Below are 243 nucleotides of genomic sequence, written 5' to 3' on the forward strand. Positions count from 1 at the left end.
AACTTGGTTTGTTTTATCACTATCTGTCCAGTACCCGTCTACAACCTGAGGGCCAGTCAAATAAAGTTGCCCCACTTCACCAAACTCGGCAGGGAGCAGCTCATCATTCAAAATAACGCAGCGGTTTTGGCCAAAAGGCTTTCCAATTGGGACTATTGGATGCGCTGCTTCATCGTCTCTATTAACCCTAAACAAAGTAAACGCAATTGTTGCTTCTGTTGGCCCATACAGATTGTCCAATGT

The 243-nt window shown here is 44.9% G+C and carries 1 protein-coding gene; it reads right to left on the reverse strand.

The genetic code is table 11. From position 1 onward, the window contains the following. Window positions 1–243, reverse strand: a 243-nt coding sequence (locus AB4486_RS26865; RefSeq protein WP_372119830.1) for an AMP-binding protein, incomplete at both ends; no start/stop codon positions are given.

It is taken from the genome of Vibrio sp. 10N.222.55.C6, assembly GCF_041473395.1.
GTDB lineage: Bacteria > Pseudomonadota > Gammaproteobacteria > Enterobacterales > Vibrionaceae > Vibrio > Vibrio crassostreae_C.